Origin of the sequence: Arcobacter sp. L, assembly GCF_000284235.1 — a bacterium.
GTDB lineage: Bacteria > Campylobacterota > Campylobacteria > Campylobacterales > Arcobacteraceae > Aliarcobacter > Aliarcobacter defluvii.
Window position 1 is genome coordinate 1634281 of the sequence record NC_017192.1, and the last position, 26919, is coordinate 1661199.

Consider the following 26919-nt stretch of genomic DNA (forward strand, 5'->3'; position numbering starts at 1 on the left):
ATTTTTTCTTATTAATTACAATTAAATCTATATCCAACACTTGGTTCGGTTATTATATATTTAGGTCTTGTTGAATTTTTTTCAATCTTTTTTCTCAAAGTATTAACATAAGTTCTTAAATATTGCATTTCATTTTGATAACCTGTACCCCAAACTTCTTGAAGTATTTGTTTATGGGTTAAAGTTTTATTTGGATGCAAAATAAAATATTTTAATAATTCATATTCTATTGGAGTTAATTTCAATTTGTCAGTATTCAAAAATATATCTCGTGAAGTTATATCTAACTTTAATTCATCACAAATAAATGTATTATTTATATCAACAGTATTTAAGCTTCTTCTTAAATTTGCTCTAATTCTAGCAAGTAATTCATTTACTGAAAATGGTTTAGTTATATAATCATCAGCACCAGCATCAAGTGCTAAAATAATCTCTTTTTCATCATGTCGTGCTGTTAAAACAATGATTGGAATTTTTGAAATTTCTCTTATTTGTTTAATAAAATCTTTTCCATCTCCATCAGGTAAACCCAAATCAACTATCAATAAATCTGGATTATGACTTAAGAACATTGTTAAAGCATTTTTTTTATTTTCACTTGAAATAAAATCAAAATCAAACTCTTTAAAAGTTATCTCTAAAAGTTTTTTTACTGATTTATCATCTTCAATTATTTGTATTAAATTTTTCATTCTATATTTACTCTTTTTACTATTGGAAGTTCAACTTCAATTAAAATTCCTCTATCTTTAGCTATTGCTTTTATCTCACCATTATGTAGCTTTACGATACTTTTACAAATAGCTAATCCTATTCCACTTCCTGAAATATCATTTGTATCTTCAAATCTATAAAACTTATCAAAGATATTTTTTAACTTCTTTTTATCTATAAATTCTGTTTCATTAAATATTTTTATTTTGATAAAATTATTTAAATTTTCTATTTCTAAATCTATTTTTGTGTCACTTTTTGAATATTTAAAAGCATTATCAAGCAAATTTACAATTAACTGAGTTAAAAGTGTATTATCACCCCAAAAAAGTGATAATTCATCTATTTTTATATTTAGTTTTTCATCATTTTGTTTTTGAGAAAATTCATTTAAAGTAACTCCAATAATATCTTCAAAATCGCACCATTCTAATTTTAAATCAAAATTTTCATTTGATAACCTAGTACTATCTAAAAGATTTGTAATTAATCTTTTCATTCTAAGTGAAGCATAATTTATATCTTCTAAAAGACTATCTTGTTTTTTTGTATTAAGATTTTTATTTGATAAAATTAAATTAATACTTCCATGGATTGTAGATAATGGAGTTCTTAAATCATGAGAAATTATATGTAATAAACTCTCTCTTAATTGATTTTGTTTTGTTTGTCTAATTAAATTTTTTGCTTGCATTGTTATTATTAAACCAACTATTCCAAAAATCAAAAAACTCCAAAGATATAACTCATTATTAACATTGAAACTATATAAAGGTGGAATATATAAAAAATTTAGGCATAAAACACTTAAAAATGTCATAAAAAGAGTTGCTTTAATATTTCCATGAATTGCCACAACTACAACTGGAATTATATGAATTAAAGCAATATTTATAATATCTAAATAAAATTTGAATATATGACTAATTCCAGTAATTATTACTAAAATTATTAACGCTTTTAAAATATACATATGTTCTTTATACTTAATAAATACTCTTTTCATTTTAGGCTTTTGGTAATCTTAGCAATAAAATAAAAGTTAAAACACTTAAGATTGAAAGCATTAAAATATTTGAAGTTGACATAACAACCTCCTCTTGGATTTGTTATGTCAATTATATTTCATATCTTGTAAAGAGAGAATCAAAAAGAACCATAAAAATATAAAAATTTTATAAAGAAAAATTATCTATTTTTAGAATACTCTTCTTTTAATTTGTTATATAAGTCATCAAAACCTACATCTTCCATTTTTTTTAATAAATCAACCATTACAACATTGTCTTCATTACCATTCCAAACTTTGATGTAATGCCCTTCTTTATAACCATTATCTTGTCTAAATTGATTTAAACAATTTTTACCAATATATAGCTTTTGTAACCACATAAAAGATAATCCTGAAATTTTACAACATCTAAAGAATTGATCAATAAATCTTTCTATTCCACTAAATGAAGGCATATTCCCTGTATCAATTGCTAAAGCAATATAAGATAATTTTTCAGCTTCTTTTACCATAAGTTTTACATCAATTTCTGTTGCTGCTTCATAGATACAATGAGTATTAGATAAAGAAACTGCTTTTGGAACATTTGTCTCTTGTAAAATATAAGACATTAAAAAGTGCCAAATATCTACAAGCTCAACATGAATATTGTTCATATCAGGATCTGCATTGATATTTTTCCAATGTTTCCATGGAGTTGATTCAATAAGTTCAGCCACTTCCATATGAATACATCTAAGCCAATTTATCTCTTTTCCAAATTTATTTACACCTAATTCCCAATTTTTACCATTTGTAGAATCATTTAATTTTTTTTGTAATAAAAACATCTCTTCAAGTTTATGAGGGAAAGAAGAAACTTCTTCAAGTAATGAAGCAAGAGGTAAACACTCTTCAATAACATTATCTAAAGCCCAATTTGTTGGTAATAATTCTTTTTCACCTTTTAAAAGATGTAAAATTAGTGAAACTAAATATGGAACTTCATTTTTTTCTTCCCAACTCAAAACATCATTTGATGTAACACCTGCATAAACCATAAAATCTTCAATACTTAAAAACCCTAATGTTTTTATACTCTCTTTAAAATCTTTATATAACAAACTTAACTCCTATTTTAATGGTAATTCAATTATAAATTTTGTTCCAATTTCAGTATTATATACATTTATTTTACCTAAACTATATTGTTCAATAATAGTTTTACTCATATATAATCCCAAACCTGTTCCATTTTTATTACTTTTTGTTGAAAAATAAGGATTAAATATTTTATTAATAACCTTATCACTTATTCCACCAGCATTATCTTCAAACTCAATATATAACTTTTTATTTTTTTCATAACTATAGATATCTATAACTCTATTTTCAACATTCTTTTCAATCATTGCATCACATGAATTTTTTGCTAGATTTATAAAAACTTGCACCATTTCATTTAAAAAAATATCTACTTTTGAAGTAGATTCATTTTTATAATTTACTTTTATTGAATTTATTTTAAATAAATATGATAAAAAATCCATAGATTTGTTTATAACATTTTCTATATAAACTTCTTCTTTTTTCTTATTTGGTTTAAAATAATCTCTAAAATCATCTATTGTTTTTGACATATAATCAAGTTGATTCGATACTTGAGAAACAACATCATTTAACATTTCATCAGATATTTCACCCTTTAATTCTTTTAGTAAAGGAAGTTTTTGAATCAAAATAGAAACTGCTTGTAAAGGCTGTCTCCATTGATGTGCTATCATACTAATCATCTCGCCAAGTGCAGCTGATTTTGACTGTTCTACCAGTAAATCTTGTTGATTTTTTAACTCTTTTTGAAAACTAATATCTTCATTTATAGCATCATAACTTATAATATTTCCATCATTATCAAAATTTGGATGGATTGTAGTTTTTAACCAATAAAATCCTCCATTTTTTTTCAGATTTTTTATCTCACCTTGCCACATATTTCCAGATTGGATAGTTTTTTTTATCTCATTAAAAAATTCTGCTTTCATATCTGGATGTTTGAAAAATTCTTGAGTTTTTCCAATCATTTCATAAGATTCATATCCAGAAATTTTACAAAAAGCATTTGAAACACTAATAATTACACCATTAATATCTGTTCTTGACATAATTACATATTTATCAACTATATCAACCGATTTATTTAATGCATTTTCTATTTGAGCTATTGATTTTGAATAAATATCTAATAAAACAGAAAAAATTTTTTCAAAATAAAAATCTATCTCTTCTATTAATTTCGCTGTTTCAAGCTTTGATTTAAAAGCAAATTCTATTAAAGAATTTTTGAAAGTAGAAAAGAGCAAAAAAAGTTCATTTATTTTAATATTTTGTTTTCTTAAATATTTCAAAAAATCAATAACAGCAGAATTTTTTTCAGTTTTTTCATCTTTTTTTATAACTAAAATAAAATGTTCAATAAGAGCAAAAGCATATCTTCTAATAAATAAATTTTCATCAATTGAATTATTCTTTATTAAATCTAAAACAATAGGAAATGAAATCCAAGTTCGAATAATAGTAATTTTATTTTTTTCTATTTGTTCTAAAAAATTTTCCATTATTCCAACTATGTATTAAAATTTTTTTGAGTAAAAAATTTACAAGTTTCACCACTTGAATTTTTTACTGTCACAGATGGCATTAAAAGAGATTTAAATCCATATGCTTTACAACCATGTGGTCTATTTGCTTCCCAAGTAACAAAATAATATATACATTTTTGACAAACTATTCTTTTTTCCATACTCTAATCTTTTATATTTCAACTTTACTTTGTATAGCTTTTGATAGTGATAAAATATCTACATTTTCCAAACTAACACCTGTTGGAACACCTTGTGCAATTTTTGTAAATTTCAAATCATAAGTTTTAAGTTTATCCTCGATAAATAGGATAAAAGCATCATTTGCAATAGAAGGAGTAATTGCAAATAGTATATTCTTAACACCATTATCTATTATAAACTTTTGTAAAGAATCCAATATATCTTGATCTAACTCTTCTATTACAAAATATCTTCCATCAAATTGATTTGAATCTTCAATAACAAAAATATCTTTTGCACTTTGAACAATACAAAGTTTTTCATTATCTCTACTCTCATCAAGACAAAATTCACAAATTTCATGTTCACTCATTGATCCACATCGTGAACATTTTGTGATATTTTTTAAAGCATTTTCAATACTATGAGCAATTTTGATCCCACAATAATTATCATTCATTACTATATGATATGCTAGACGTAGAGCTGATTTTTTACCAATAGTTGGTAAAGATTCAAAAGCTTCAACAAGTTCGTAAAATTTTTCTAATCCTTTATTCATGTCGCAGATTATATCTAAGATTTTTAATAAATTTTATTAAGATATACTTTATTTGAAAATCATACTTTAATACATTCTTTGGCATCATTTCAAAAATTATTATTTTTTTCAAAAAATTTAAAAGACTTTTTATGTTAGATACTAAACCACTTATTTTATTTTTCAAATACGCTATTCCTTCTATTTTAAGCCTTTTAGCTATTTCATCTGCTAGTATTGTTGATGGATATTTTATAGGTAATTATGTAGGTTCTATTGGCTTAGCTGCAATTAATATTTCTCATCCAATGCTAACTATACTTTTTGGATTTGCTTTAATGTTTTCAGTAGGTAGTTCTGTAATAGTAGGAAAATTAATGGGAGAAAATAAAAAAGATGAAATCTCAAATATTTTTACAAAATCAATTATTTCAATTTCTATAATTGGTATTTTCCTTTGTTTATTAATATATTTTAATCTTGAAACTTTTTTTAACTTATTTAAAGTTGAAAATATTTTAAAAGAAGAAACATTATTATATCTTCCTATTATTCTGTTTTTTTTACCTTTTTTGATGACAGCAATAGTTTTAGACTATTTTGTAAGAGTTGATGAGAACCCTACTTTATCATTTTTAGCTCTATTTTTAAGTGCTTTAACAAACATAATTTTAGATTATTTATTTATTGTTAAATTTGATTTTGGCTTAAGTGGTGCAGCATATGCAACAGGAATATCTTATGTCATAATTATTGTTATTTTAATTCCTCATTTTTTTTCAAAAAAAACAAGTTTAAAACTAATAAAACCAAAAGGAAGCTGGTTTAATATTATTAATACATTAAAAAATGGTTTTTCAGAATTTATAAATGAATCATCAATAGGAATTACTGTTTTAGTTTTTAACTATATAATGCTCAAAAATTTTGGTACACAAGGAGTTGCTTCTTATACAATTATTGGTTATCTTATAATGATTAGTATTTTATTGAGTTTTGCTATTTCAGACTCTATGCAACCAATCTTTAGTAAAAATTATGGTGCACGAAATTTTAATAGAATGAAAAGTTTTTTTAAAATTGCTTCTATTTCAATTTTATTAATAGAATTATTAATGACTATTTTAATTCTAACAATACCTGAAATTTTAATAAACCTATTTTTAAAAGATTCAGAACAAGAAACAAGAAAAATTACTTTAGAATTTATTACTTATGCTTGGCCTGCTTTTCTATTTTCAGGTTTAAATATTTTGATAACTTCATATTTAACTTCAATTCAAAAAGCATCACTTTCAGCTTTTATTGCTATATTAAGAAGTCTTGTTTTACCAATTTCAGCAATTTTTATTTTATCTTCTATATTTGGGAATATTGGGATATTTATGGCACTTAGTGTTTCTGAATTTATTACTTTTTTAATTGCAATAAAAATTTTTATGAAAAATAACCCAAATCTAATTCATTTAAGATTTATTAACCTTTAGATAAAATCACGGCTTACATTAAATTTATTATATTTTTTAAGGGAGATAGAAATTGACTGAGATTGATTATTATGAATTACTAGAAGTTAGTAAAAGTTCTGATAAAAGCACAATCAAAAAAGCTTATAGACAAATGGCTATGAAATATCATCCTGACAAAAATCCAGGTGATAATGAAGCTGAAGAAAAATTCAAAGCTATAAATGAAGCTTATCAAGTATTAAGCGATGAAGAAAAAAGAGCTATTTATGATAGATATGGAAAAGCTGGGCTTGAAGGTCATGGGCAAAGAAGTAGTGGTTTTTCTGGTGGATTTGAAGATTTAAGTTCTGTTTTTGAAGAGATGTTTGGATTTGGTTCTAGTTCAAGAAGCAGAAAACAAAAAAAATCATATAACTACAATTTAGACGTTACTATTGAGGTTAAACTTGAGTTTAATGAAGCAGTATTTGGTTGTAAAAAAGATATAAGTTATAAATATAAAACTGCTTGTAAATCTTGTAAAGGAACAGGTGCAAAAGATGGTAAAATGTCTACTTGTTCTATGTGTAATGGACATGGTCAAGTACATTCAAGACAAGGATTTATGACTTTTGCTCAAACTTGTCCAAAATGTGGAGGAACAGGTCAAGCTGCATCAGATTCTTGTAAATCTTGTGGTGGAACAGGATATGATGAAGTAAAAGATACATTTAAAGTTGATATTCCAGAAGGTGTAAACGATGGAATGAGAATTAGAGTTTCAAATAAAGGAAATATTGCTCCTGATGGAAGTCGTGGTGATTTATATCTTCAAGTTAAAGTAAAAGAGGATTCTCACTTTGTTAGACATGATGATGATATTTATTTTGAAGCACCAATTTTCTTTACTCAAGTTGCACTAGGTGGAAAAATAACTGTTCCAGGCTTAAGAGGAAAATTAGAACTTGAAATTCCAAAAGGTGCTAAAGATAAACAACAATTCACTTTCAAAGGTGAAGGTGTAAAATCTGTTCAAGGATATGGAAAAGGTGATTTAGTAGTACAAATAAAAATCGAATATCCAAAAGCTTTAAATAGTGAACAAAAAGAGCTTTTAGAAAAACTTCAAGATAGTTTTGGAATAGAAAGTAAACCTCATGAATCAACATTTGAATCTATGTTTGACAAAGTTAAGAAATGGTTTTCATAAAAATTTTATAAAAATACTCAAGGGAAAATAAATGAATAAATCATATTTAGAAAGTATGCCTGATGCTAATGGTTTTTTTGGTAAATTTGGAGGTTCATTTATTCCTCCTGAATTAGAAAAACCTTTTGAAGAAATTAAAAAAGCTTATGAAGAGTTAAAAAATTCTCCTAAATTTATAGAAGAATTAAAATATGTAAGAAAACATTATCAAGGAAGACCTACTCCCGTATCTTTTGCAAAAAATTTAACTAACTTTTGTGGAGGAGCAAAAATCTATCTAAAAAGAGAAGATTTAAATCACACAGGAGCTCATAAATTAAACCACTGTATGGCTGAAGTTATACTTGCTAAACATCTTGGAAAGAAAAAAGTAATAGCTGAAACAGGTGCAGGACAACACGGTGTTGCATTGGCAACTGCAGCAGCTTATTTTGGTTTAGAGTGTGAAATTCATATGGGTGAAGTTGATATTGCAAAAGAACATCCAAATGTAGTTAGAATGAAAATTCTTGGAGCAAAAGTAATTCCAGCAACTCATGGACTAAAAACGTTAAAAGAAGCTGTTGATTCTGCTTTTGAAGCATATTTAGCTGATACTAAAAATTCTATTTATTGTATTGGTTCTGTTGTTGGTCCTCATCCATTTCCTATGATGGTTAGAGATTTCCAAAGTATAATTGGACTAGAATCACGTGAACAATTTTTAGAACAAGAAGGAAAACTTCCAGATGCAATTGCTGCTTGTATTGGTGGTGGAAGTAATGCTATGGGAATTTTTTCTGGATTTATTGATGATAAAGAAGTTGAACTTTATGGTGTTGAGCCTTTAGGAAAAGGTGAAAACATTGGAGAACACTCAGCATCTTTAACTTATGGAGAAGAAGGAGTTATGCACGGATTTAACTCTATAATGTTAAAAGATAAAGATGGAAATCCTGCGCCTGTTTACTCAATTGGAAGTGGGATTGATTATCCAAGTGTTGGACCTGAACATGCTTATTTAAAAGAATCAGGAAGAAGTAAAGTTGGACTTTGTGACGATAATGAAGCTGTTGAAGCATTTTACAAGTTATCTCAACTTGAAGGAATCATTCCAGCACTTGAATCAGCTCATGCTGTTGGATTTGCGATGAAACTAGCAAAAACATTGGATAAAGAAAAAACTATTTTAGTAAGTCTTAGTGGTCGAGGGGATAAAGATATTGATTTTGTTATTAATAACTACCCTATTCCAAACTCAAAATTTTAATATAATACAAGGGGAAAGATAATGAAAGTTGAATATGCAGGTGCGAAACCTATTATAGATGAAAGGGGAATTTTCTTTAAAAATGGGAAAGAAGATAAATTTGTATATTTAACTTTTGCTATTGACATTTTAAATTCTATTAATCATCCATATGAAGATAAAAAAATATATTCTAATCAAATAAACCATAAAAATTTATCTTCAAATGAAGTATTAACTATTCTTCTAAAATTTCACCCAAATTTAGAAAAGACTATGAACAAAGAAATTTCTTCATATTTAATACATTTAGACAATGAAGAAAAAGAAGTAGAAAATAGAACTTCATTATCAGAAATTGAAAAATATGTATATATTTCAAATCTAAAATTAATGCGAAACTATAAAATACAAAGAGCAAAAAATAAAATATTTTATTTTCATTGTATTCAAACTATCGTTGAAATAATTATAGAACATAAAATAAAAAAACTTGAAATGCCATTTAATGAAAAATTTTGGCATATTTTACAAACTATTGAGGGTGAACTTTCTAAACATAGAATTGGTTCTAGTTTAAATGTTACAAATGAAAATGATCATTTAAAGCTTAATCTTACAATAAATATTTATTAAAATTGTTTGATTAAGTTTTTATTGTAATTTTCTAAATCTTGATATTTGTAAATTAATTCTTGATATTTTAAATTATAATCATTGTATAAAAATGAATAATCGTTTTTTTCATTTTTATACTTATCATAACCTTTTTTTGAACTACTTGATAAAGCACTCAAAAAATCAAATGAATTAACTTTTGTTAATATCTCATCTAATTTATCTTGAGATATTACATCAGTTGAATTTGTTTGAGTATTATTTATTTTATTTGTAATTGAACTTTCTAATAAATCAAATAATGAACTACTATTTGAACTTAAAAATATATTTTTGTCATTATATCTATCTGTTAAGAATGTATAACCTAAATTAAAAGGTTGTCCTAAAACTGTATTAAATAAAGCTTTTGATAGGTTTTCATCACTTGAAAAAAGTGTTGCTAGTCTTAAATTTCTTGCCATATTCTTATCATCTTCATTTTCAAATAGAGTATCTATTTCTTCTAAAGTTATACCATTTATATTTTCATAAGTTAAATCATTAGTTCTAACTATTGAATTTGTATTATTTGTTGAAGATGAAGAAACAAGCTTATTTAAAAAACTATCTACTTCTTGTTTTATTACTGCATCTGATTTTTGAATTGTTGAAAGTAAAACATCATAATTTGAGCTAATCATTCGTTGCAATCCTCTCTTTTTGATAAAATTTTTAGTTCATTACAAGAAAAACCTGCTTCTTTTCTTGCAGTGAAATTTAAGTCCATTTTTCTATTTGTACTTCCTGGAAAAACTTCTTCAATGATTTTTATATATGTAGATTCTGGTTCCAAATTTAGTCTTTCACACTCATATTTAAACCAAAAATCACCTTTTTTTACATGACTTACTTCTTCTTCTAAAATAACTCTTAATGCTTCAATAAATTTTATATTAAATTCATCTCTATTTGAGTTTAATTTTTCCATAATTTTGGGATTTTGATCAAGTCCATTTGCTTCGAGATATCTAGGAACTGCTGCCATTCTTCTTAAAAAATCAGGTGTTTGCTCCATTGCTTCAAAAAGATTTTTATGAACAGGAAAATCTCCATAAACTCCGCCAAGTTCATGCATTAACTCTTCAAGCATTAAAAAATGCCTTATTTCATCATCTGCAACTTCCAACCAATCTTTATAATATTCAACTGGCATATTTTTATATCTTAAAGCTGCATCTAAAGCTAAATCAATTGCAGAATATTCTATATGTAAAATTGTATGAACTAGATATTTTTTACCTTCTATAGATTTAAAATTTTTAATAGGAGGTAAAGCAGTTGGTTTAATAATCTCTAAAAAATCAGAATATGAAGGTTTATCTAAAATAGGAGCTTCATAAGAATTATCAAAAGAAAGGGTATTATTTAAAAAATTTTCATAGAAACTTTTAAATTTCTCAATTTTAATTTTTGGCTCACTTGTCAATAAAACTTTTTCAAGTGTATAAAAATAATCCATAAATAACCTCTTTTTTGATATAATCAAGCAATTTTAGCAAAGTAAGGTTTAAAATGGATATAAAAGTTCAACCAATGGGTGATTATCAAACAAATTGTTATATTGTAACAATAGATGGGAAAGATATTATTATAGATCCAGGGGTTAATGCGCTTTCATGGATAAAATCAAATGTAAAAAATCCAATTGCTGTTTTAAATACACATGGACATTTTGATCATATTTGGTCAAATCAAGCAGTAAAAGAAAACTATAATATAAAATTATATACTCCAAAAGATGATGAATTTATGCTAACTTTAGATCCATATGGAATGGGTATGCCACCATCTTATGCAGATATTTTAGTAAATCCTGATGAAGAAATAGAAATTCAAGGTATTAAAATAAAATTTCACCATTTTCCAGGTCATACACCAGGTTGTAGTGCTTTACAAATAGGTAAACATTTATTTACAGGTGATTTTATTTTTAAAGGAACTATTGGAAGATTTGATTTTCCTAACTCAAATGCTATGTTAATGAAACGAAGTTTAAATAAAATTTTACAATGGAATGAAGATTTTCATATTTATCCAGGTCATGGAGATAAAACAACATTAAAAAATGAAATTCAAACTCTAAAACAATGGGAAAGACATATATAAAAAGGCTTAGCTTATGAACCTATCTTGTGAGACGATAATAAATGAGAATGAAAAATTAAAACTTTCTGATTTAGAAAAAAGTTGTTTAAATATTTTTGATTATTTAAGATTACACCATAATATAAATTTTTTAACTATAAATATTAAAAAAAATGATTCAATTGATAATTTATTCAATTGTTCGAACTCTAATATAAACTATTTTGTAAACACATTAGAATTCAAACAAAATTGTGATACAGAAATTATTTTTAACTTTTTATCTGAAAATGAAGAAGAATATACTTCAATAAAAGAAAATCTTGGTTTCATAAAATTGTCTTTACAAATATTTTCTCAATCTTTATATAACAAATATATGGAAAAAACTTTAAATGAAATGTCTTTAGTTGACCATGTAACTGGCTCTTATAATCGTTGTTATTTAAATAATTATGTTGGAAATTTATTAAGTTTATCAAATAGAGAGCAGAAAAAAATTGCTTTTATTAAAATTGGTATTGATCAATTCAAAGCAGTAATTGATGAATTTGATTATGAAATTGGAGATAAAGTTCTAAAAGTTTTAGCACAAACTTTAAAAAATAGTGTTAGAGAATCTGATTTAGTTATTAAAATTTCTAATGATGAGTTTCTAGTTATTTTATTAAATATAATTAATGAAAACAATGCTATACTCATTGCTGAAAAACTTATTAATAACTTTAGCAAAGAAAAAGTTGTGATAAATGAAGAGACTAAACAGACTTTAATGAAAACTATTTGTGGTGGAATTTCTATCTATCCTGATGATGCAACAACAATAGATGAAATAATAAAAAAATCTGATATTGCTCTATATGAAGCTAGAAATAGAGGGCGAGGACAAGTTTTTCTCTTTAATGAAGAAGATACAAATAAAATAGATTTTTTTTAGGTAGAAATATGAAAAATAAGATTCTTGAATTAATAAAATTATCTGCTACAAATGAAGATGCGTATAAATCTTTAGTTAGTATTTTTAGCCTACATGAACAACTTCAATATGCTACAAATATAAAACAGCTAGCAGAGGATATATTTTCTTGGTTAAACAAAGAATTTAATATAGATAATATGGTATTCTCACTTTTTGATATAAATAAAAATACAAAAGAAGAGATTTTAGTAAAAGGTGAAGAATTTTATCTAGATGATGATTTATCTCATTTTTTTATAATAAATACACATACAAGTTTAAATGCAACTGTCTCTTTTTGTGCAACTTCAAAAGTACATTTTAAAATTTTAGAAGAAAAATATTCAGTTATTGAAGCTGCTTTCTTTCAAATTTCACCTATGGTTCAAAGTGCAATTTTAAAGAAGAACTTTATAGATTCTTCATCTTTAGATTCAGTTACAAATGTTTACAATAGAAATTATTTAATCGAAAATTTAACAACGCATCTTAGACTTTCAAATAATAAACAAGATGAAATTTACTTTTTGATGATAGGAATTGACCATTTTAAAGCAGTAATTGATGAATTTGATTATGATGTTGCAGATAGAGTTTTAATCGAACTTGCAAAAGTAATTCACTCAAATATAAATGAATTTGATATGGTTGGAAGATTAAATGGAGATGAGTTTTTAGTTTCTATTTTAAATAATGCAAATGAATATCAAGCTTGTGAATTAGCAAAAAAAATAATATCAGATTTTGCACAAATTGATATTCTTGTTAATGAACAAACTAAACAAACATTAAAAAAGACTATATGTATCGGATTTGAAATCTACAAAATAAACTCTGATATTACAATAACAGATTGTATAAAAAATGCAGATATTGCTTTATACGAAGCAAAGAATAAAGGGAGAAGTCAACTATTTAAATTTAGTGATTTAAGTGCAGAAGATACTATTGATTTATTTTAATCTTTAGTATCTTTCATATTTTTTATAAAACTTTTTTAGCTTTTACATAAACTCTTTTGGGTGCTGGATATCCTTCAACAGTTTTTGTATTATCATTTTCATCTAAAAAATCTTCTAAACTTTGATCAAAAGACCATTCTGTTTTTCTCTGTTCTTCGGATGTTGTAACTGTTGTAGCAAGAATTTCGATATCTTCGAACCCTGCTCTTTCTAACCAATTTTTAAGTGCAGGAATTGTTGGAATAAAATAGATATTTGGAATTTTTGAATATCTTTTATTTGGTGTCAAACAAATCTCATCTTCGCCATCTATCATAAAAGTATCAATTAAAATTTCACCTTTACTATTTAATCCTCTTGCCAATGATTTTAAAGTTCCAACTGGGTCTGGTCTATGATATAAGACTCCAAGCATAAAAATAAAATCAAATTTATGATTATAAAATTCTAAATGCTCAACTCCTAGCATTTCATAGATTATTTCTGATTTCACAAAATGATTTATAAACTCAAATTGATGTAAAGTTAAAGGTGATGGATCAAAACCAATTAATCTTTTTGGTTTGTCTTCAAGCATTCTAAACATATAATAACCATTGTTACAACCAATGTCAGCAACAATTTTATCTTTTAGATTAAAAAAAGGACGTATAAGATTGTATTTAATATTACTTTGCCATTCACTATCTATTTCTAAACCAAAAACATTAAAAGGACCTTTTCTCCAAGGGATTAATTTTTTAGCTGTTTTAACTATAACTTCATATTCGTCATTTGTTAAATCTTCTCTTTTTCCTACACTAAACCAATCACCATAGTCTATTTTCAAATCTGATTTTTTTATTTTACAAGCTTCTTGAAGCTGTAAATACCAAGGTTCAACATTTTTCCAAGTACGACATTCTTGTTTTTTATTTTGTAATATTTCTAAATTCATGGTGTAATTATAAATTTTTAAGATAAAATTCCATCTTAAATTAATAAGTATAACAGAAAATTGACATTTCATTAACGCTAAGTTAACCTCTTATTAATATAATCGACAAAACTAAAATTAAAAGGATATTTTTTGAAGCTTACAAATGTCTTATTCTCGTTTAAGACTACACTTATATTACTTGCTTTATTAGCAATTGGCGCAGGAGTTGCTACATTTATTGAAAATGATTTTGGTACTTCTTCAGCTAGAGTTTTGGTTTATAATAACCTTTGGTATGAAACAATTCTTGTATTAACTGCAATCAATTTAGTTGGAATAATTTTTAAATACAAAATGTGGAGAAATAAAGCTAGATTCATTTTTCACTCATCTTTTGTTATCATTTTAATTGGTGCTGGAATTACTAGATATATTGGATATGAGGGTATTATGCAAATACCAGAAGGTAAAACAGAGAATCAAATGCTTTCTCTTGAACCTTATTTACAAGTTACTATAAAAGATGGTGAAAAAATTTATTATCAAGAATATCAAAAAGAGTTTACATCTTTATTTCCTGAATTAAATAAATTTTCTCATGTTATTCATTTTGGAGATAAATCTTTAGAAGTAAACTATAAAGATTATATGTTTGTGAAAAAAAATGGTGCTAAAATGGGATTAACAACTGTAGAAGTTACTTATAATGGAGAAAAACAGGAATTAAGATTGCCAGGAATTAGAGGACAAGCTCCTATTCCAAGGGATATACAATTTGGTGATTTAAAAGTAACTTTAGGTTATGGTTCAAAAATTGTTGATTTACCTTTTTCTATTAAATTAAATGACTTCCAACTTGATAGATATCCAGGAAGTATGTCTCCTTCTTCATATGCATCTGAAGTTACAGTAATAAAAGAGGATGGAAAATCTTATGACTATAGAATTTTTATGAATAGAACTTTAAGTGAAGGAAATTTCTTATTTTTCCAAAGTTCATATTTCCCTGATGAAACAGGAACAGTTTTATCTGTAAATAATGACCCAGGAAAATGGCCAACTTATTTAGGATATTTTTTATTAACACTTGGATTACTTTTAAATTTCTTTGATAAAAAATCAAGATTTTGGAAATTAACTAAATTTGTAAGTAGTAAAAATATTGCTGCACTTGCAATTGCTATTGCATGTACATTTGCAACAAATTCTTTACAAGCAGCTGAAAATCAACCTGAAGTTGATAATTCAAAATTAACTGTTGATTATTTAAATAAATTAAAAGATGAATCTTTACAAACAGCTGATAAATTTGGTCATTTAGTTGTGCAAAGTAATGGTGGAAGAATGAAACCATTAGCAACATTAGATAGAGAAATAATACAAAAATTAAGTGGAAGAGCTACTTTTTTAGGAATGACAGCTGATCAATTAGTAATTGGAATGTTATCTAAACCTGATGTTTGGAAAGATGTGAAAATGATTAAAATTCAAACTCCAAAACTTAAAAAGTTTTTAGGTGTTGATGTAAATGAAAAATATATTGCTTTTTCAGAGGTATTTAAAGATGGAGAATATTTATTAGCAGCAGAAGCTGAAAAAGCTCTACAAACAAAACCAATTGAAAGAGGAACTTACGAAAAGGATATTATAAAACTTGATGAAAAATTAAATATTATGTATTCTGTATTTAATGGTTCACTACTAAATATCTATCCTAAAGTAAAAGATACAAATAATCAAGATGATAATTTTAAATGGTATTCTCCATTAGAAGCAATGCAAAACTTCACAGGACAAAATCAAGCTGCTGTTGAAACAATAACAAGAGGATTGATAAATGCAATTGTTGAAAATAAATGGGAAGATGCTGATAATTTTATAAATATGATTTCTTTATATCAAGAAAGAGTTGGAGCTGATGTAATGCTTCCAAAATCAAAAATTGATGCTGAAATATTATTTAATAAGATAGATATTTTCTTTAAATTAACTTTAGCTTATATGCTTCTTGGTTTCGTAATGCTTGTTGTTGCACTTATGATTATATTTAAACCAGAATTTAAATTCGAAAAAATTACTAAATCATTTTTTGTTGTTTTAGCAATATTATTTGCATTACAAACATTTGGAATGGGTTATAGATGGGTACTTTCAGGTCATGCACCTTGGTCAAATATTTATGAAACTTTAGTTTATATTTCTTGGTCTGCTGTATTTGCAGGAGTTATTTTCTTTAGAAAATCACTTTTAGCTTTAGGAGCAGCTGTTATTATTGCTGGGATTTTCATGTTTACAGCTCACTTAACAGATGTTGACCCACAAATCACAAACTTAGTTCCTGTATTAAAATCGTACTGGTTAACTATTCACGTTTCTATTTTAACAGCTTCATACGGATTCTTTGGATTAGGAGCAATATTAGGTTTCTTAACTTTAGTTATGTTCATCTTTAGAAAAAGAAAACCTCACCTTGATCCAATAATCAAACATATTTCTGCAATTAATGAAATTGCTTTAATTATTGGTCTTGCTGCTGTTACAATTGGAAATTTCCTTGGTGGTGTTTGGGCAAATGAATCATGGGGAAGATATTGGGGATGGGATCCTAAAGAGACTTGGGCTTATGTATCAATTGTTGTTTATGCAATTGTACTTCATTTAAGATTTGTTAAATCATTAAATACACCTTATGCATTAGCTACAGCTTCACTTTTAGGATTTAGTTCAATAATTATGACTTATGTAGGAGTTAACTTCTATCTATCTGGAATGCACTCTTATGCAACAGGAGATCCTGTTCCAATTCCAGTTTGGGCTTATATAACAGTCTCTGTAGCAATTATTACTATTATACTTGCATTTAGAAATAGAGATTTAAAAGAAACTATCTAAAAAATTTGAGGAGTTAAGTTATTTAACTCCTCAAAAAATTATTTTAATCTCATAAAACAAAATTTAACTTATTTAATATCAAACTTTTCATATAATATTCACCTTTTAAATTTAATCTTAGGAAAATAATGCATAGTGATAAATTAAAGAATATTATATCTTATACAAAAAACTTCAATGTATTATATATTGAAGATAATATTGATGTACAACAACAAACAACAAAAATGTTATCATCTTTCTTTAAAAAAATTGAACTTGCAAATAATGGAAAAGAAGCTCTTGAACTATTTAAAGAAGCTAGTTTTAATTTAATTATTACAGATATAAAAATGCCTTTAGTTGATGGTATTTCACTAATTGAATCAGTAAGAAGAATTGATAAAAAGATACCTATTATTGTTCTTTCAGCACACGATGATAAAGAATATTTTTTGAAGACTATAAATCAAGGAATTGACGGATATATCCTAAAACCATACACTTTAGAACAAATATTACAAACTTTATATAATTTAATTCAAAAATATGATTTAGAAAAGAAGTTTGATAATAAAGTCAAATTAAAATCAGGTTTTATTTGGGATAAAAATATAAATCAATTACAAAAAAACAATGAAATAATCAAATTATCAAAATATGAAAGAAAACTTTTTGAACTGTTTATTTCTACTAATTGTAACTCAAAAAGTTATGATGAAATAGAATATCATCTATTTAATAACTATGAAAATAATACTAAAAAATTAAGAAATTTAATCACAAGATTAAAACAAAAACTAAATTATGATTTATTTGAAACAGTTTATTCTCATGGTTATACATTGAAATATGAAGAAAATGAAGAATGAAATTTTCATTTTTCATTTTTTTTATCATAATTCTCAATATATCATTAAATGCAAATAATAATGAAATAGTATTAACAAAAGAAGAATATAAATTTTTAGTAGAAAATCAACCTTTAAAAATACAAAATGAACTAAACTGGCCTCCATATAATTTCAATGAAAATGGCATTCCAAAAGGTTTTGCGATTGATTATATGAATTTATTAGCAAAAAAATTAAATATCAAAATAAAATATATCACTGGTCCATCTTGGGATGAATTTATGGAAATGTTAAAAAAAGATGAAATCGATGCAATTATAAATATTTCAAAAAATAAAGAAAGAGAAAAATATTTTGATTTTTCAAATATCTATCATTTAGCTTCAAATGCAATTTATGTAAAAAAAGGAAATGAAACTCTAGATTCATTAGAAAAACTTGAAGGTAAAACTATCGTAATGCCAAAAGGTTTTTTTGCTCAAGAATATCTAGAAAAGAATTATCCAAATATACATCAAATTTTAGTAAAAGATTCTCTTGAAGCATTAAAATTGTTATCTTTAGGTAAAGCTGATGCAACTATTGATAAAAAAAATGTTTTAGATTATTTAATATCAACTAAAAATATTTCAGAAGTTATTCCTACAAACTATATAGATGAAGATAAATTAATAAGTCATATAAGAATAGCAACATCAAAAAACAAACCTTTACTAAACACTATTTTAATCAAAGCTCAAAATAGCGTTTCAGACGAAGAATTATTAAACTTAAAAAAGAAATGGTTTGGAACAACAGATATTAAAAATGAAAAGAATTTTTTAACAAATGATGAAAAAAATTATATTAATAAACACTCTATAAAAATCTGCCATATTATAGATTTAAAACCTATTGAATTTTTTGAAAATAATCAATTTCAAGGAATAAACATAGATTTATTAAATTTAATAGCAAAAAAATTAGCTATTAAATTTGAAGATATAAAAGTTAATGATTATCAAACAGCTATAAACTACTTAAAAAATGGAACTTGTGATATTTTACCAACAACAATTGAAAATACAAATTTAAAAAATATTGCACTTTTAACAACTCCTATTTTAAGTTATAAATTAGCAATCATAACTCAAAAGAACAAACCTGTTGTTCAAAATTTAGATGAAATTATAAACAAAACAATGTCAAAGAAATCAACTTCTGAAACCCTCAATCTTCTAAAATCAAAATATCCTAATATAAATATTTTTGAAACATCAAATGATTATGAAACCCTAGAAGCTGTAAATAACAATAAAGTATATTATGCAGTTGAACCTTTACCTGTAATAACTTATTATATGTCTAAATATGCTTTAAATGATATTTATATATCAAGATATACTGACATGACATTAAATGTAAAATTTGCAATATTAAAAGAAAATTATGTTTTATATGAGATTTTCAATAAAACAATAAGTCAAATAAAAGAGTATGAGTATACAACAATATCCAATAAATGGACAAACTCTTTTTTAAAAGATTCGTATGATTATTCTTTATTATGGAAAGTTTTATCTTTTATTTTTATTATTTTAAGTGTTTTAACTTATAGACAAGTAATTTTAAATAAACATAACAGACTTTTAAAACTTGCAAATAATGAAATTGCAGAAAAAACAAAATTAATTGAAAAACAAAAAGAACTTTTTGAAAAACTATATAATAAATCAGCAGATGGTGTTTTACTTATAAAAGATAATAAAATTATTGATTGTAATGAAGCAAGCTTAAAAATCCTTCAATATGAGAAAGATGAACTTCTAAATAAATTTTTACCTGATATTTCTCCTAAATATCAATTAAATATGAAAGAATCATCTATAAAAGCTCAAGAAAAAATAAATGAAGTTCTAAAAAACGGAATTTGTAGTTTTGAATGGATTCATCAAAATAAAGATTCTGAAAAACTTTGGATAGAAGTAGTTCTTACAGCAATTGAAATAGATAATATATCTGTTATTCATACAGTTATTAGAGATATTAATAAACGTAAAAAAATGGAAAAAGAACTTGAAAGTTTAACTTATAAATTAGAAGAGCGTATTGAAGAAGAAATCAAAAAAAATAAAGAAAAAACAAATCAATTAATTCAACAATCAAGACTGGCTCAAATGGGAGAAATGATTAGTATGATTGCACATCAATGGAGACAACCATTATCAGCTATTAGTGCAACAACTAATACTTTATTATTAAAACTTTTATTAGATGAAAAAATAGATAATGAACAATTAAAAAAAGAGTTAAATCTAATAATAGATTATTCACAACATCTATCTTTAACAATAGATGATTTCAGAAATTTCTTTAAAACTGATAAAATAAAAAGTGAAACTACTTTAGAAGAACTAATAGAAAAATCTGTAAATATTATAAAAACTTCTTTTGTATCAAAAAATATTGAACTAAAAATAAACAATAATTTCAATGAAAAAATCATTACATATACTACTGAATTACAACAAGTAATTCTAATTATTTTAAAAAATGCAGAAGATGCTTTTATTGAAAGAAGAATTAAAAATAAAAAAATCAGTATAAAAACTTATAAAGAAGCTGATTCTATAATAATTCAAATAAAAGATAATGCAGGTGGAATTTCACCTGATATTATTGATAAAGTATTTGATCCATATTTTTCAACAAAAAAAGAAAAAGAAGGAACAGGTATAGGACTTTATATGAGTAAAATTATAATTGATGATCATTGTAAAGGAAATCTAAGTGTAATAAATAGTGAAAATGGTGCTCTTTTTACTATAAAATTACCTCTTAGTTTATAATGATATAATACAAAAAAATTTAAAGGATTTTTAGAAAATGGACAATAATATAATTGATATTTTTAAAGAAATTACTGCAATTCCAAGATGTTCAGGAACTCATGAAGCATTTATAAATTATATGAAAAATTTATCAAAAGAATTAGGATATTTATGTTTAGTTGATGAATATAATAATATTTTATGTAAAAAAGAAAATTCAAATGCAAAATTAGTCTTCCAATCTCACTATGATATTGTTTGTTTAAGTGATAATTGTGTTCCTAATATTGTACAAGATGGAGATTTATTAAAAGCTACTGATTCAACACTAGGAAGTGATAATGGAATTGGATGTTCATATATGATTGCTTTAATGTGTGAAAAATATGATGGAGAGTTTTTATTTACAAGTGATGAAGAAATTGGACTTATTGGAGCAAATAATTTAAGTCTACCACTAAATGCCTCTTATATGCTAAATCTTGATAGTGAAGAAGAAGGAGAGATTTGTATAGGTTGTGCAGGAGGAGTTGATATTTTTGGAATTAATTCAAATAAAAAAATTATTCCAAATACAGATAATCTTGATTTATATGAAATAACTATTTCTAAACTTCAAGGTGGGCACAGTGGAGTTGATATAGATAAAAATATTCCAAATGGTATAAAACTAATTGCAAAAACTATAAAAGAATGTGATGGAAAACTTCTTGATATAAACGGAGGAGAAAGAATCAACTCAATTCCTGTTAATGTAAAAGCAATAATTGCTTCAAAATCTACTCCAATTGCTAGCCATGAATTTATGGAAATAGAAAAAATAGATACAAAATCTGAACATTTAAATGTTTATGATGACAAAATTATTGATTTTATATATGATTTTCAAAATGGTGTAAGAGCTATGAATGATGAATTAAAAGTTGTTCAAAACTCTATAAATCTTGCAATCATAAAAACTGGAATAAATGAAATAAAAATAGAATTAAGCGCTAGGTCTATGGATAATACTGAATTAAAAAATCTAAAAGATGAAACAATAAAAATGTTAGAAGATTATAACTTTATTGTTGAAACAAATGGAAAATATCCAGCTTGGAAACCAGATATAAATGAATTTACATCAAAAGTTTTAGAAATCTATAAAGAGGTTAATCCTAAAGCTTCACTTGAAGCTATTCATGCTGGACTTGAATGTGCAATATTTAAAGACAAATATCCTCATATAAAAGTAGCTTCAATAGGACCTACTATAAACTTTCCTCACTCTAAAAAAGAACAAGTTTCAATAAAATCAGTAGAAAATGTTTATAAAATTGTAAAAAAAATAACTCAAGAAATGAAATAGGATTTTTCCTATTTATTTCTAGCCTTTTCAATATCATAACTATATTTATATACCATATAGTCAAAAAGTTTTGCTTCTTCATTCTTTTGAAAAAATAAAAACATTTCTACAAGCCTAAAAGAAATTCTAAAAAAAGCTGTAAAAGGTACCATATAAGCTAAAACTGTAGCATATGTTCTATATGGATAATACTTATCTAATTCCTCTTTTAATTCTTTTAAAACTAAACTCTCTTCTTGTAATTTTGTTCTATCTTGATTAGAAATAACTCGTATTGCTATTAAAAAATTTAATACAAACATCAAAGCATTTAAATTCCAACCAATTATACAAATATCTAAATAACTCATAAATCACCTATTATTAAAAACTTTCCCACTCATCATCTTCTTTATTTTTTATTGCTTGTATTTTTTCAACTTTTTGATTAGAAATAGCTTTATTTGTTTTTGATATGTTTTCGTTTGATATTTCTTTTTCTATTTTACTATCTTCTATCTTTATAGAATTTTTGCCTTCAAATTCCTTTTCATCTGCACTCTCAACTATTTTTTTTGCAATTTTTGAAGTTTTTTTTGCTATATCATTCGTCATATTTGCAACTAAAGCATTTTCTTGTGTTTGCTTATCCAAACTATTAATAGCATCATTTATTTGTTCTACACCTTTTTGCTGCTCTTTTGAAGATGTTGTTATTTCTGAAATTAAACTTATTGTTTGGTTTATATTTTCATTTAATAAACTATATCCTTTTATCATTTCATTTGAAATTTCTTTTCCTTCATCAGCTTTAACAGTTGCATCTTGTACTAAATTCTTTATTTCACGTGCTGCTTCTGCACTTCTACTAGCAAGATTTCTTACTTCAGCAGCAACAACAGCAAATCCTTTTCCAGCTTCTCCTGCAGTTGCTGCTTCTACTGCTGCATTAAGTGAAAGTATATTTGTTTGAAATGCTATTTGATCTATTACACTTATCGCTTCATTTATTGCTTCAACTTTTTGATTTATCTCTTCCATTGCATTAGTTGTTTTTGAAGCCAATTTTTCGCCTTGATTTGCAGAAGTTGTTACATTATTTGATATTTGTGCCATTTCTGAAATTTTTAAAGTTGAGTTTGAAATACTACTTGTAACTTCTTCTAAAGCAGCAGCTGTTTCTTCAAGTCTTGCAGCTGCATCATTTGAACTTTGATTTAATTTTGCTACATTAGATAAAAGAATATTCGAAGATTCATTTAAAGTTAATCCATTTCTTTTATTTTCTTGAAGCATTAAGTTAATTGCACTTCTTAATTTATTTATATCAGTGATTAATAACTCAAAAACTCCACCTTTTTCAATATTATCTAATTTTAATTCATTTATATAATTATATTTTGCATACTCTTCTAAAGTTTCATTTATAGTAACAAAGTGCTGTTTTGTGGATTTAATCATATCATTAATACCATCTTTTAAAATAGCTAATGTTTTATTTGAAGTTTTTTCTTCAATTAATTGACTATACCAACCATGTTTAACTCTTGAAATTACAATAGATGCATCATCAATAAGTTTTTTATCTTCTTCTAAATTATTTTGAATATTTTTAACATTTTCATTAATCAAATTTGCCATTTGACCAAATTCATCAGAACTTTTAATATCAATAAGTTCAATATTTTCATTTTTTCTATTTAGAAAATCAAAAAAAGCATTTAGACCATGTTTAAACTTATTTAATGAACCTACAATATCTTTTGTTAAAATAAAAAGTGCAAAAATGATTATAAATAAAATAATAAATGATTCTATAAAAATAAAGTTTTTTAGACTTGTCATTTCTTCATGATAAGCTTTAGTTCTAATATTTAAACCATTATTTTTTGTTTTAATTATTATGTCAAATGCTTCTTTACTTAATTTCGATAAATTTTCTGTTTTTTCAAGATGCTGCTTGTACATCAAACTTAAAACTTCAGGAGTTTTATTTAAATCTTTTAAACTTTTTATGTCAACTAAAATTTGATTTAATAAAGCAAATGTTTTTTCTTTTGAATCTATTGTCTCTTTAAGTTTTTTATCTTGATTAAAAGTTCCTTTAAAACTTAAATACAACTCTTCAAAAAGTTTTTCTATATTTTCTTTATTTTTTAAAATATTTGCAAGATTTTCATCATAAGAATTTCCTAAAAAAATATTTTTTACAGAACTATCCATCAAATTTAACTCTTTTTCAATATCTAAAGCTAAAAATTTACCATTTACAGCTTTTTCTTTAAAAATATCAAAATTTTTATCTGCATTTAAAACTGTATTAAATTTAAAAACAGCCATTACTAAAATTATTACAAATACACCCACCCCAAAGATGAACATTTTTTTTGCAATACTAAATTTCAAAGCACTACTTTCCACTTTCTCTCCTACTTCACTTATCTTATATTCTAATAAGTATAACATAAAAATTTTTAATATTATTCTCTACTAAAAATGACATTTATCTAAACTACTAAATCAATTTAGTATAATTATTTCTTTTAAATTAATAAAATGAGACGTTATGACAAAAAATGAATATGATTTAAATATTGAAAAATTAATCTCTTGGGCTAAAGCCTATTATGTATTTGATAATCCAATAGCAACTGATGAAGAGTATGATAAACTATCTCGTGCTTGTTTAGCTTTTGAACAAGAAAATCCACAACTTTCACATCCAAATTCACCAAATAAAAGAGTTGGTGGATTTGTACTAGAAGGTTTTGAAAAAGCTTCACATTTATCTCGTATGTGGTCACAAGAAGATGTTTTTAATACAGAAGAACTTGAAGATTGGATAAAAAGAGCTTCAAAAGTAGCAACAAATTTAGATTTTTATTGTCAACCAAAATTTGATGGAGCTTCACTAAATATCATCTATGAAAATGGTATTTTAAAACAAGCAATTACAAGAGGTGATGGAAGTATTGGAGAAGATGTAACAAACAATGTAAAAACAATCTTTTCTATTCCACTTCAAATAGAAGAAAAATCATTGATAGAAATCAGAGGTGAAATTGTTATAAAAAAAGCTGACTTTGAAAAAATAAATATTGAGCGAATAAAAAACAACGAACAAGTTTTTGCAAATCCAAGAAATGCAGCTGCTGGAAGTTTGCGACAACTTGACCCAAATATCACAGCAAAAAGAAAACTGTTTTTTAATGTTTGGGGAGTTGGTTTAAACTCACTTGGATATACAAAATACTCTGAAATGATGGATTATATCTACTCTTTAGGTTTTGTAAAACCACCTATGCAAACTTTAACTTCAAGTGTTGAAGGAATTGAAAAACTTTACCATGAGATTATTGCAGTAAGAGATAATATAGAAATGATGCTTGATGGAATGGTTATAAAAATAGATGACATCGAAACACAAGATGAATTAGGTTATACAGTTAAATTTCCACGATGGTCATGTGCATATAAATTCCCTGCTTTAGAAAAAACAACAAAAATCAAAGATATTATCTTACAAGTTGGAAGAACAGGAGTTATTACTCCTGTTGCTGTTGTTGAACCAACAGATATTGAAGGAGTTATAGTAGAACGAGCAAGTTTACATAACTTTGATGAAATTGCAAGAAAAGATATAAAAATCAATGATGAAGTAATAATCATACGAAGTGGTGATGTTATTCCAAAAATTACAAAAGTTTTTACTGAACGAAGAGATGGAACTCAATTTGATATTCCTCGCCCTACTTCTTGTCCTGATTGTTCTAGTGAACTTTTAGATGAAGGTGCACTTATAAAATGTCAAAATCTTGATTGTCCTTCAAGAGTTGTAAACTCTATCATCTATTTTGCAAGTAAAAATTGTATGAATATTGATGGACTAGGAAATAAAATAGTTGAACAACTTGTAAGAGAGAAAAAAATCTATGATATTTTAGATATTTACTCATTAAAATATGATGATTTACAAGACTTAGAAGGTTTTAAAGAAAAAAAAATAAATAATCTTCTAAATGCAATAGAAAATACAAAAGGAAGTGAACTTCATAGAATTATCAATGCTTTAGGAATTGAACATATTGGAGAAGTAGCTTCAAAACAAATCTGCTTAGAATTTGGATTAAATGTTATAAATTTAACTTTTGAACAACTTATAGCCTTAGATGGAATTGGTGAACAAATGGCAAACTCATTTACTGAATTTATGAGAGTAAATAAAGAGTTAGTAGAAAAATTAATCTCTATAATAAATCCAAAAGTTGAAGAGAAAATTGAAGTAGAAGAAAATCCTTTTAAAGGAAAAACTGTTGTTATCACTGGAACAATGAGTATTAGCCGAGGTGAGATTAAAAAAACACTTGAATTATTAGGTGCAAAAGTAGCTTCAAGTGTCTCTAAAAAAACAGATTATGTGATTTTTGGAGAAGATGCAGGAAGTAAATATGATAAAGCCATTGAACTAAATGTTACAACAATAACAGAAGATGAAATGAACAAACTAATTTCTTAA

At 25.1% G+C, this 26919-nt stretch carries 23 protein-coding genes; 12 read left to right on the plus strand and 11 right to left on the minus strand.

The genetic code is table 11. From position 1 onward, the window contains the following. Nucleotides 1–11: 11 nt before the first annotated feature. The 6 genes from ABLL_RS08200 to recR all read right to left on the minus strand — a co-directional run bounded on the left by ABLL_RS08200 (nt 12) and on the right by recR (nt 5092). A complete protein-coding gene (locus ABLL_RS08200; protein ID WP_014474323.1) occupies nt 12–695 on the minus strand; it encodes a response regulator in 684 nt (227 codons plus the stop codon). Then, nucleotides 692–1723: a DUF4118 domain-containing protein gene (locus ABLL_RS08205; RefSeq protein ID WP_041654794.1), complete on the minus strand. Its 1032-nt coding sequence runs from the start codon at nt 1721–1723 to the stop codon at nt 692–694. The genes ABLL_RS08200 and ABLL_RS08205 overlap by 4 nt, the downstream gene beginning before the upstream one ends. A gap of 182 nt (nt 1724–1905) precedes the next feature. Beyond that, nucleotides 1906–2832, minus strand: a complete 927-nt coding sequence (locus tag ABLL_RS08210; RefSeq protein ID WP_014474325.1) for a dUTP diphosphatase — start codon at nt 2830–2832, stop codon at nt 1906–1908. A gap of 9 nt (nt 2833–2841) precedes the next feature. Next, nucleotides 2842–4323, minus strand: a complete 1482-nt coding sequence (locus tag ABLL_RS14700) for a PAS domain-containing sensor histidine kinase (protein WP_014474326.1) — start codon at nt 4321–4323, stop codon at nt 2842–2844. Between the two features lie 8 nt (nt 4324–4331). Beyond that, on the minus strand, nt 4332–4508 hold the full coding sequence (locus ABLL_RS08220; RefSeq protein WP_014474327.1) for a hypothetical protein: 177 nt from the start codon (nt 4506–4508) through the stop codon (nt 4332–4334). An 11-nt stretch (nt 4509–4519) separates the two neighbouring features. Further along, complete coding sequence (gene recR / locus ABLL_RS08225) at nt 4520–5092, minus strand: recombination mediator RecR (protein WP_014474328.1); 573 nt, start codon at nt 5090–5092, stop codon at nt 4520–4522. A gap of 131 nt (nt 5093–5223) precedes the next feature. Between recR and ABLL_RS08230 the strand changes: the two genes are divergently transcribed. The 4 genes from ABLL_RS08230 to ABLL_RS08245 are packed head-to-tail and all read left to right on the plus strand — an operon-like array spanning nt 5224 to nt 9593. Beyond that, nucleotides 5224–6558: an MATE family efflux transporter gene (locus ABLL_RS08230; protein WP_014474329.1), complete on the plus strand. Its 1335-nt coding sequence runs from the start codon at nt 5224–5226 to the stop codon at nt 6556–6558. A 52-nt stretch (nt 6559–6610) separates the two neighbouring features. Next, nucleotides 6611–7729 carry a molecular chaperone DnaJ gene (gene dnaJ / locus ABLL_RS08235; RefSeq protein ID WP_014474330.1) on the plus strand — a complete coding sequence of 373 codons (1119 nt, stop codon included), beginning with the start codon at nt 6611–6613 and terminating at the stop codon, nt 7727–7729. A 31-nt stretch (nt 7730–7760) separates the two neighbouring features. Then, the gene (gene trpB / locus ABLL_RS08240; protein ID WP_014474331.1) at nt 7761–8978 is read left to right on the plus strand and encodes a tryptophan synthase subunit beta; all 1218 of its coding nucleotides are present in this window, start codon (nt 7761–7763) and stop codon (nt 8976–8978) included. A gap of 21 nt (nt 8979–8999) precedes the next feature. Beyond that, nucleotides 9000–9593, plus strand: a complete 594-nt coding sequence (locus ABLL_RS08245; protein WP_014474332.1) for a hypothetical protein — start codon at nt 9000–9002, stop codon at nt 9591–9593. On the opposite strand, the gene ABLL_RS08250 is transcribed toward ABLL_RS08245, so the two are convergent. Both ABLL_RS08250 and ABLL_RS08255 read right to left on the minus strand, forming a co-directional pair. Next, entirely contained in the window at nt 9590–10258 is a 669-nt protein-coding gene (locus tag ABLL_RS08250) for a hypothetical protein (protein WP_014474333.1), read from the minus strand. The genes ABLL_RS08245 and ABLL_RS08250 overlap by 4 nt on opposite strands. Further along, on the minus strand, nt 10255–11076 hold the full coding sequence (locus tag ABLL_RS08255; protein WP_014474334.1) for a ferritin-like domain-containing protein: 822 nt from the start codon (nt 11074–11076) through the stop codon (nt 10255–10257). The genes ABLL_RS08250 and ABLL_RS08255 overlap by 4 nt, the downstream gene beginning before the upstream one ends. Before the next feature lie 53 nt (nt 11077–11129). On the opposite strand from ABLL_RS08255, the gene ABLL_RS08260 reads away from it, so the two are divergent. The 3 genes from ABLL_RS08260 to ABLL_RS08270 are packed head-to-tail and all read left to right on the plus strand — an operon-like array spanning nt 11130 to nt 13622. Further along, nucleotides 11130–11723 carry an MBL fold metallo-hydrolase gene (locus ABLL_RS08260; RefSeq protein WP_014474335.1) on the plus strand — a complete coding sequence of 198 codons (594 nt, stop codon included), beginning with the start codon at nt 11130–11132 and terminating at the stop codon, nt 11721–11723. Between the two features lie 13 nt (nt 11724–11736). Beyond that, nucleotides 11737–12639, plus strand: coding sequence for a GGDEF domain-containing protein (locus ABLL_RS08265; protein WP_014474336.1), 903 nt, complete (start codon nt 11737–11739; stop codon nt 12637–12639). Nucleotides 12640–12647: 8 nt separating this feature from the next. Beyond that, the gene (locus tag ABLL_RS08270) at nt 12648–13622 is read left to right on the plus strand and encodes a GGDEF domain-containing protein (protein ID WP_014474337.1); all 975 of its coding nucleotides are present in this window, start codon (nt 12648–12650) and stop codon (nt 13620–13622) included. Nucleotides 13623–13644: 22 nt separating this feature from the next. On the opposite strand, the gene cmoB is transcribed toward ABLL_RS08270, so the two are convergent. Next, the gene (cmoB, locus tag ABLL_RS08275) at nt 13645–14559 is read right to left on the minus strand and encodes a tRNA 5-methoxyuridine(34)/uridine 5-oxyacetic acid(34) synthase CmoB (RefSeq protein ID WP_014474338.1); all 915 of its coding nucleotides are present in this window, start codon (nt 14557–14559) and stop codon (nt 13645–13647) included. 132 nt (nt 14560–14691) lie between these two features. Between cmoB and ccsA the strand changes: the two genes are divergently transcribed. The 4 genes from ccsA (at nt 14692) to ABLL_RS08295 (ending at nt 22424) form a co-directional block, all read left to right on the plus strand. Further along, entirely contained in the window at nt 14692–17433 is a 2742-nt protein-coding gene (gene ccsA, locus ABLL_RS08280) for a cytochrome c biogenesis protein CcsA (protein ID WP_014474339.1), read from the plus strand. Between the two features lie 128 nt (nt 17434–17561). Beyond that, entirely contained in the window at nt 17562–18284 is a 723-nt protein-coding gene (locus tag ABLL_RS08285; protein WP_014474340.1) for a response regulator transcription factor, read from the plus strand. Continuing rightward, nucleotides 18281–21094, plus strand: a complete 2814-nt coding sequence (locus tag ABLL_RS14705) for a transporter substrate-binding domain-containing protein (protein WP_014474341.1) — start codon at nt 18281–18283, stop codon at nt 21092–21094. Before ABLL_RS08285 ends, ABLL_RS14705 begins: the two co-directional genes overlap by 4 nt. Before the next feature lie 37 nt (nt 21095–21131). Further along, the gene (locus ABLL_RS08295) at nt 21132–22424 is read left to right on the plus strand and encodes a M20/M25/M40 family metallo-hydrolase (RefSeq protein WP_014474342.1); all 1293 of its coding nucleotides are present in this window, start codon (nt 21132–21134) and stop codon (nt 22422–22424) included. Nucleotides 22425–22432: 8 nt separating this feature from the next. Here the strand turns inward: ABLL_RS08295 and ABLL_RS08300 are convergent, their stop codons facing one another. Both ABLL_RS08300 and ABLL_RS08305 read right to left on the minus strand, forming a co-directional pair. Further along, nucleotides 22433–22774, minus strand: a complete 342-nt coding sequence (locus ABLL_RS08300) for a hypothetical protein (protein ID WP_014474343.1) — start codon at nt 22772–22774, stop codon at nt 22433–22435. Nucleotides 22775–22787: 13 nt separating this feature from the next. After that, nucleotides 22788–24824 carry a methyl-accepting chemotaxis protein gene (locus ABLL_RS08305; protein WP_014474344.1) on the minus strand — a complete coding sequence of 679 codons (2037 nt, stop codon included), beginning with the start codon at nt 24822–24824 and terminating at the stop codon, nt 22788–22790. 145 nt (nt 24825–24969) lie between these two features. Here ABLL_RS08305 and ligA point away from each other — a divergent pair, with 145 nt between their 5' ends. Next, nucleotides 24970–26919 (plus strand): NAD-dependent DNA ligase LigA, encoded by a 1950-nt coding sequence (gene ligA / locus ABLL_RS08310; protein WP_014474345.1) that lies wholly within the window; start codon nt 24970–24972, stop codon nt 26917–26919.

Coding starts and splice junctions, on each gene's coding strand:
- ABLL_RS08200 (WP_014474323.1), bottom strand. CDS start 695: ATGAAAAATTTAATACAAATAATTGAAGATGATAAATCAGTAAAAAAA.
- ABLL_RS14700 (WP_014474326.1), bottom strand. CDS start 4,323: ATGGAAAATTTTTTAGAACAAATAGAAAAAAATAAAATTACTATTATT.
- ABLL_RS08250 (WP_014474333.1), bottom strand. CDS start 10,258: ATGATTAGCTCAAATTATGATGTTTTACTTTCAACAATTCAAAAATCA.
- ABLL_RS08285 (WP_014474340.1), top strand. CDS start 17,562: ATGCATAGTGATAAATTAAAGAATATTATATCTTATACAAAAAACTTC.
- ABLL_RS08295 (WP_014474342.1), top strand. CDS start 21,132: ATGGACAATAATATAATTGATATTTTTAAAGAAATTACTGCAATTCCA.
- ABLL_RS08300 (WP_014474343.1), bottom strand. CDS start 22,774: ATGAGTTATTTAGATATTTGTATAATTGGTTGGAATTTAAATGCTTTG.
- ABLL_RS14705 (WP_014474341.1), top strand. CDS start 18,281: ATGAAATTTTCATTTTTCATTTTTTTTATCATAATTCTCAATATATCA.
- ABLL_RS08255 (WP_014474334.1), bottom strand. CDS start 11,076: ATGGATTATTTTTATACACTTGAAAAAGTTTTATTGACAAGTGAGCCA.
- ABLL_RS08230 (WP_014474329.1), top strand. CDS start 5,224: ATGTTAGATACTAAACCACTTATTTTATTTTTCAAATACGCTATTCCT.
- cmoB (WP_014474338.1), bottom strand. CDS start 14,559: ATGAATTTAGAAATATTACAAAATAAAAAACAAGAATGTCGTACTTGG.
- ABLL_RS08245 (WP_014474332.1), top strand. CDS start 9,000: ATGAAAGTTGAATATGCAGGTGCGAAACCTATTATAGATGAAAGGGGA.
- ABLL_RS08260 (WP_014474335.1), top strand. CDS start 11,130: ATGGATATAAAAGTTCAACCAATGGGTGATTATCAAACAAATTGTTAT.
- ABLL_RS08205 (WP_041654794.1), bottom strand. CDS start 1,723: ATGAAAAGAGTATTTATTAAGTATAAAGAACATATGTATATTTTAAAA.
- ABLL_RS08270 (WP_014474337.1), top strand. CDS start 12,648: ATGAAAAATAAGATTCTTGAATTAATAAAATTATCTGCTACAAATGAA.
- ABLL_RS08220 (WP_014474327.1), bottom strand. CDS start 4,508: ATGGAAAAAAGAATAGTTTGTCAAAAATGTATATATTATTTTGTTACT.
- recR (WP_014474328.1), bottom strand. CDS start 5,092: ATGAATAAAGGATTAGAAAAATTTTACGAACTTGTTGAAGCTTTTGAA.
- trpB (WP_014474331.1), top strand. CDS start 7,761: ATGAATAAATCATATTTAGAAAGTATGCCTGATGCTAATGGTTTTTTT.
- ligA (WP_014474345.1), top strand. CDS start 24,970: ATGACAAAAAATGAATATGATTTAAATATTGAAAAATTAATCTCTTGG.
- ABLL_RS08265 (WP_014474336.1), top strand. CDS start 11,737: ATGAACCTATCTTGTGAGACGATAATAAATGAGAATGAAAAATTAAAA.